The organism is Bradyrhizobium huanghuaihaiense, from assembly GCF_007830635.1.
GTDB lineage: Bacteria > Pseudomonadota > Alphaproteobacteria > Rhizobiales > Xanthobacteraceae > Bradyrhizobium > Bradyrhizobium huanghuaihaiense.
On sequence record NZ_VLLA01000024.1, the window covers coordinates 117,180 to 123,179 of the forward strand.

The 6,000-nt window shown below is 56.9% G+C and carries 4 protein-coding genes and 1 pseudogene; 3 read left to right on the forward strand and 2 right to left on the reverse strand.

Annotated elements, in window-relative coordinates; genetic code table 11:
• The first annotated feature begins 581 nt into the window (after positions 1 to 581).
• On the forward strand, positions 582 to 1,340 hold the full coding sequence (locus tag IQ16_RS35445) for a glucose 1-dehydrogenase (RefSeq protein ID WP_011082858.1): 759 nt from the start codon (positions 582 to 584) through the stop codon (positions 1,338 to 1,340).
• 45 nt (positions 1,341 to 1,385) lie between these two features.
• Complete coding sequence (locus IQ16_RS35450; RefSeq protein WP_011082857.1) at positions 1,386 to 3,146, forward strand: oleate hydratase; 1,761 nt, start codon at positions 1,386 to 1,388, stop codon at positions 3,144 to 3,146.
• Here IQ16_RS35450 and IQ16_RS46790 read toward each other — a convergent pair whose 3' ends face one another.
• Positions 3,147 to 3,572, reverse strand: a complete 426-nt coding sequence (locus IQ16_RS46790) for a hypothetical protein (RefSeq protein WP_223153801.1) — start codon at positions 3,570 to 3,572, stop codon at positions 3,147 to 3,149.
• 318 nt (positions 3,573 to 3,890) lie between these two features.
• On the opposite strand from IQ16_RS46790, the pseudogene IQ16_RS35460 reads away from it, so the two are divergent.
• A pseudogene (locus tag IQ16_RS35460) lies at positions 3,891 to 4,115 on the forward strand (ATP-binding protein); the annotation flags it as partial.
• A 675-nt stretch (positions 4,116 to 4,790) separates the two neighbouring features.
• Here the strand turns inward: IQ16_RS35460 and IQ16_RS35465 are convergent.
• The gene (locus IQ16_RS35465) at positions 4,791 to 5,900 is read right to left on the reverse strand and encodes an IS630-like element ISBj5 family transposase (RefSeq protein ID WP_011082855.1); all 1,110 of its coding nucleotides are present in this window, start codon (positions 5,898 to 5,900) and stop codon (positions 4,791 to 4,793) included.
• Positions 5,901 to 6,000 lie beyond the last annotated feature (100 nt).

Below are 6,000 nucleotides of genomic sequence, written 5' to 3' on the forward strand. Positions count from 1 at the left end.
CGTCTCGGTGGAGAGTCGGAAGACCTCCGGCGCCTGTGCAAGAGTCACGTGAGGCTGACTTCCCATCAGAGTCTCGGCGCGCCGATTGCACGGAATGGATACTCCAATTCGCAAGACTAAGGAGAACCTCATGCGTTCTGCGCCCCACTTTTCGATCCACAAGGAGCTCAGCACCGTTCGGCACCGGTATCGCTCCGCTCGCGGGTACCGATCCTATCTCCGAAACCGGAGGAAATTCGGTCGCAAATTGTCGGCGTCTAGAAGGCGGGGTAGTTCGGCAAAGCCAATGCAATAATCCAAAGGATGGCTAACGCCTGAGCGGCGGAAGCATGTTCGCGACGTGAAATCGTTATCGAAGTGCTTTAGCGCCAATTTACACGGGTACTGCGCACAGGCTTTGGGAATCAAAGATGATACGTAGCAGAGGGCAGATCGCCAAGAGTCCGGGGCGTGGTGCAGACCGCAACTCTTGGCTTGCCCGACTTTCAATGCTCGTTCTCAACCATTTTGATCAACACGCCCGTCATCCTTTTTGATGCTGAAAACCCCTGCACCGCCACTGATCGAGGGAACCAAGAGTTATGGGACGTGTGAGCGAAAAAGTCATTTTGGTAACCGGCGGGGCTCAAGGGATGGGGGCCGCTCATGCGCGCCTGCTGGTAGCCGAGGGCGCGAAAGTCGTGATCACCGATATTCTTGACAATGAAGGAGCGACTTTCGCGGCCGAACTTGGCCCATCCGCGATCTATGTGCGTCAAGACGTCGCTCAGCCAGGGGAATGGTGCCAGGCGATTGCGGCTGCGGAGGGCAAGTTCGGCGCGGTGCACGGCCTCGTCAACAATGCAGGCATAGCGAGTATGGCTCCCATCGAGCGGTTCCCGCTCGAGCAGTGGGAGAAGACCCTGGCTGTCAATCTCACCGGTGTATTCTTGGGAATGCAGACTGCCCTACCTGCGATGCGCCGCGCGGGCGGAGGCTCGATCGTCAACATCTCGTCGGTCGAGGGGATGAGGGGTAGTCCTGGGCTTCACGCCTATGTTGCTTCCAAGTTCGGCGTGCGGGGCATAACGAAGTCCGCTGCCTTGGAGGCCGCCGCGTCCGGCGTTCGCATAAACTCTATCCATCCGGGCTTCATCAACACTCGGATGACAGAGAACATCGATCTTTCCAGTTTTCCAATTCCGCTCGCGCGGCCAGCCGAGCCGCAGGAAGTGTCACAGGCAGTCTTGTTCCTGCTTAGCGACGAGTCCTCTTATCTTACCGGCTCCGAAATCGTCGTCGATGGCGGTCTGACGATCGGCGTCCCGCAGAAGGGTCAGGCGGTCGAAAACATCTTCTGACTATCAGCGGACGGATTGTCACATCAAACGAGATCGAATGTCGCGATGTATTACACCAGTGGAAATTACGAAGCTTTTGCTCGGCCCCGCAAACCCGCCGGCGTGGATAGCAAGACAGCATGGTTCGTTGGTTCGGGGTTGGCTGCGCTCTCCGGCGCGGCCTTCTTGATCCGCGACGGGCAGTTGCGTGGCGACCGTATCACCATCCTCGAACGACAGACGGTTCCGGGGGGCGCGTTGGACGGTTGTCAGGATCCGGAAAGGGGATTCGTGATTCGAGGTGGTAGAGAGATGGAGGATCATTTCGAGTGTCTCTGGGATCTGTTTCGTTCGATCCCATCGCTCGAACTTGAAGGCGCCAGCGTGCTCGATGAGTTTTACTGGCTGAACAAGGATGATCCGAACTACACACTACGGCGGGCGACGGTGAAGCAGGGGCAGGATGCCCATACCGATGGCCTCTTCACACTGAGCGAACAGGCCCAGAAAGAGCTGATTGCCCTTTTTCTTGCCACTCGTAAGCAGATGGAGACCAAGCGCATCGACGAAGTGTTCGGAAGAGATTTCTTCAACAGCAATTTCTGGCTCTATTGGCGGACCATGTTCGCCTTTGAAGAATGGCATTCAGCCCTCGAGATGAAACTTTATCTGCATCGATTCATCCACCATATCGGCGGCCTGCCGGATTTCAGTACGCTGAAGTTTACCAAATACAATCAATATGAATCGCTCGTTCTGCCGTTATCCAAATGGCTGTTGGCGCAAGGCGTCAACTTTCGCTACGGGGTCGGAGTCACCGATATCGATTTCGACATAAAGCGTGGCCGCAAGCAAGCCACAGCCATCCGCTGGCTGGAGAATGGCATTGAGGGCAGTCTCATTATTGGCGCCGACGATCTTGTTTTCATGACGATCGGGTCGCTGACCGAAAACTCGGACATGGGGGACCATCACACGGCCGCCAGGCTCAACGAAGGACCGGCGCCCGCCTGGGATCTGTGGCGGCGTATTGCGGCCAAAGATGCGGCCTTTGGACGCCCAAATGTCTTTTGCGGCAATATTCCTGCAAGCAAATGGGAATCGGCGACGATCACGACCCTGGACAAACGCATTCCAGCATACATCCGCAAGATCGCCAAACGCGATCCGTTCAGCGGCAAGGTTGTCACAGGAGGCATCGTTACGGTGAAAGATTCGAGCTGGTTGCTCAGTTGGACCACAAATCGCCAGCCGCATTTCAAGCGCCAGCCCAGCGATCAAGTCGTCGTCTGGGTCTATTCGCTATTCGTCGATAAAGCCGGCGACTACGTGAGGAAACCGATGCAAGATTGTACGGGCGAGGAAATCACGCAAGAATGGCTTTATCACCTCGGTGTGCCGGTTGCGAGTATACCGGAACTCGCCGCTGGGGCCGCCAAGACGGTCCCGGTGATGATGCCCTACGTCACTTCCTTCTTCATGCCGCGGCAGGCGGGCGACCGGCCAGATGTTGTGCCGAAAGATGCGGTCAATTTCGCCTTCATCGGCCAGTTCGCGGAGTCGGGTGAACGGGATTGTATCTTCACGACGGAATACTCCGTTCGGACCGCGATGGAAGCCGTGTATATCCTCCTCAAGATTGAACGTGGCGTGCCCGAGGTATTCAACTCGACCTATGATATTCGCAAGCTGCTTGCAGCAATGGGTAGACTGCGCGACGGCAATGAAATTGAGATCCCGGGACCTGCGTTCCTGCGCGAGCTCATTCTAAAAAAGATTGAAGCGACTGAGCTTGGCGAACTACTCAATAAATATCACCTGAGGTGATTAAGGCAGCGGACGCTGCGGCTTCGCTCGGATAGAGAAGCGCTGTCCTGCGCCGTGACGGCTCGGACTCGCCAAGGCGCGGATCAAACGTTCGCGCCGATCTTCCAGGCAACCTTTAGGCGTACTCTGGAATTCGGTGTTCTTTCGGCTTGATGTTATTCTCGCCACACGCATCCGATTAACCTCTTGCCACGAGGTGAGGGCGAAACTAGCTAGTGGCTCGTCACAGTGATCTTGATGGTTTGATACCGGCCAGCTTAGGATAGGCAAGTTTTCTGGCGGCACAAGGACTTCGATGCTTCTGGGGATGCAGGATTCGGCGGGTGGCCGTCCGGACATGTGCGAATAGGTATAGATGAACGCCAGATAATGGCCCTGCTTCTCGGTAAAGCGTGCGCCTGGTTTTTGACTCATGGATCGATTCATCCGTGCCTCCTTAGTCGTCCGTGAAGAACAGGTAAGGGGCTGATCTGGAGTCGTTGTTTTTCGGCTGCGGCGATTTTGTGATTGCAGGCTTTGACAGTGCGGTAGCTCGGAACCTGCAATTTGCAGTTTGAGATTCCCTCGAATCGCACGGCATGATTCGGCGCTCGTATCGGGAGGAGCCGATGCGACCGAAGAAGCCGAAGGCGACGGACGAAGGTGATCTGTTCCGGGCCAGGCTCAAGCAGGTCATCAACATGGAGCACGAACTGGTTCAGCACGCCGGCAAGATCAATTGGGACTGGATCGACTATCGACATGAAGGCGCCGCGCGGGCTCGACAAGCCGCTGTTCCAAAAGCTCGTCGCCGGCGAGTGGATCGACCGGCATCAGAACCTGCTCATCATCGGCCCGACCGGCGTCTGCAAGAGCTGGATTGCTTGCGCCTTGGGCCACAAGGCCTGCCGCGACAACCGCTCCGTGCTCTGTCAGCGGCTGCCGCGGCTGTTCGAGGCGCTTGCCCTCGCGCGGGGCGACGGCCGATGGTTGGGTTGCCGATGAGCTCCGCGCTTTGACTTCCTTGTAGACGTTGCTGATCGACATCGCGGATGTTGCGACACCGCGCCATCGACGAACCGCGTTCGGATGCGAGATCGGCGTGATAGCCATCGATCTTGGCGAGCATCTCCTGCACGAGCGCCGGATCAAAGTCGATAGCGACTGCTGCTGACTTTGCCGTCGTTTGTCCCTGTTGCGTTGCTTGGCCTCGGCGAGCTCTCATGCGCTTGACCTTGCCGATGATGGCGTTGCGAGATACGCATCGCCACCCCTCGCAGACACCGAGTGGCCCGCGCTCCACATGCATTGCAGAAGCGACACCTCCTCAGAATCCCATGCCGATGTGGCTTGATTGACCATCGTTCGTCATCGTCACGAGCACGAGTCGATGGTCGTTTTGATTGTCGCCAAAAGCAGTGCGTGTCGATGTTTACGCTTGTTCGCCGCTATTCGATGTTCGGAAAGGTTTTTGGCTGCGACGATCGGCCTGCCTTATAAAATAGGCAGACGAACGTGTATTTATGCCTGCGGTTGCATCGTGTCCGGAAAGTTGATCCGCTTACGTTAACGGCTGTTGACAACATGCGTTAACGGCGTTGCAATCACCAGCACGACAAACGGCGGTGAGTTTACCAACTAACAACAGCAGCTAGTCACATGAATCTAAAGTTCGCCACATAGAGTCTGCTGGGCTTTGTGGCAAAAGCGTTTGACGGAAGCCAAGATCTGGTCTGCGGACTTGGTCCATTTGAAGGGCTTCGGGTTGTTGTTGTGCAATTCGATGAAGGTACGGATGTCGGCTTCGAGCTGCCTGACGGAGGTGTGAACACCTCGCCGGATCTGCTTTCTGGTGAGTTCAGCGAACCAGCGCTCGATCTGATTGATCCACGACGCGGAAGTCGGCGTGAAGTGGACATGATAGTGCGGCCGGCGAGCGAGCCACGCTTTAATCTTGGGGGTCTTGTGGGTAGCGTAGTTGTCCATGACGATATGGACAGCGAGCCCCTCAGGGATTTGAGCGTCGATCTCTTTGAGAAACTTCAAGAACTCGAGCGCCCGATGGCGCTTGTAGCATTTGCCAATGACGAAGCCGGAAGCGACATCGAGCGCGGCAAACAGCGTGGTCGTACCATGCCGCACATAGCTATGCGTGCGACGTTCCGGCACCCCAGGCATCATCGGCAAGACCGGCTGCTCGCGATCGAGTGCCTGGATCTGGCTTTTCTCATCGACACTGAGGACAACGGCTCGGTTAGGCGGCGACAGATAAAGCCCGACAATATCGCGCACCTTATCGACGAATAGCGGATCGCTCGATAGTTTAAATGTCTGGCTGCGGTGCGGCTGCAAGCCGAACGCCGTCCACATTCGGCGGATCGTGGTGTGAGAAAAGCCAGTATCCGCAGCCATCGAGCGGATCGACCAGTGCGTTGCGTCGGGCGGCGTCGTACGCAATGTCCGCTCGATTACCTCGGCAACCTGATCATCGTCGATGGTTCGAGGGCGGCCCGGGCGGGCTTCGTCAAGCAGGCCATCACAACGATCCTTCAAGAATCGGCGGCGCCACTTGCCGACGGTGTGTTCATGGATGCCAAGTTCGGCAGCCACAGACTTGCTTGGCAGACCAACTGCACACCGCAGGATCGCGCGGCATCGCTCAGATAGCGATCGGGCTACACGATGACGACGAACTTGCCTCTCCAAGTACGCCCGCTCCTGCGAACTCAGCACCAACGGCGCGATCGGCCGGCCTTTCACACCTGCATTCGCCACGAGCGCTCTCCTCTCTAGAGATCCGAGCGATCAACTAATGTCACGAACTTCCGTTCCAGATGACTAGTTCGTGAAATATCTCGTCGGTGGCCATCTCAAC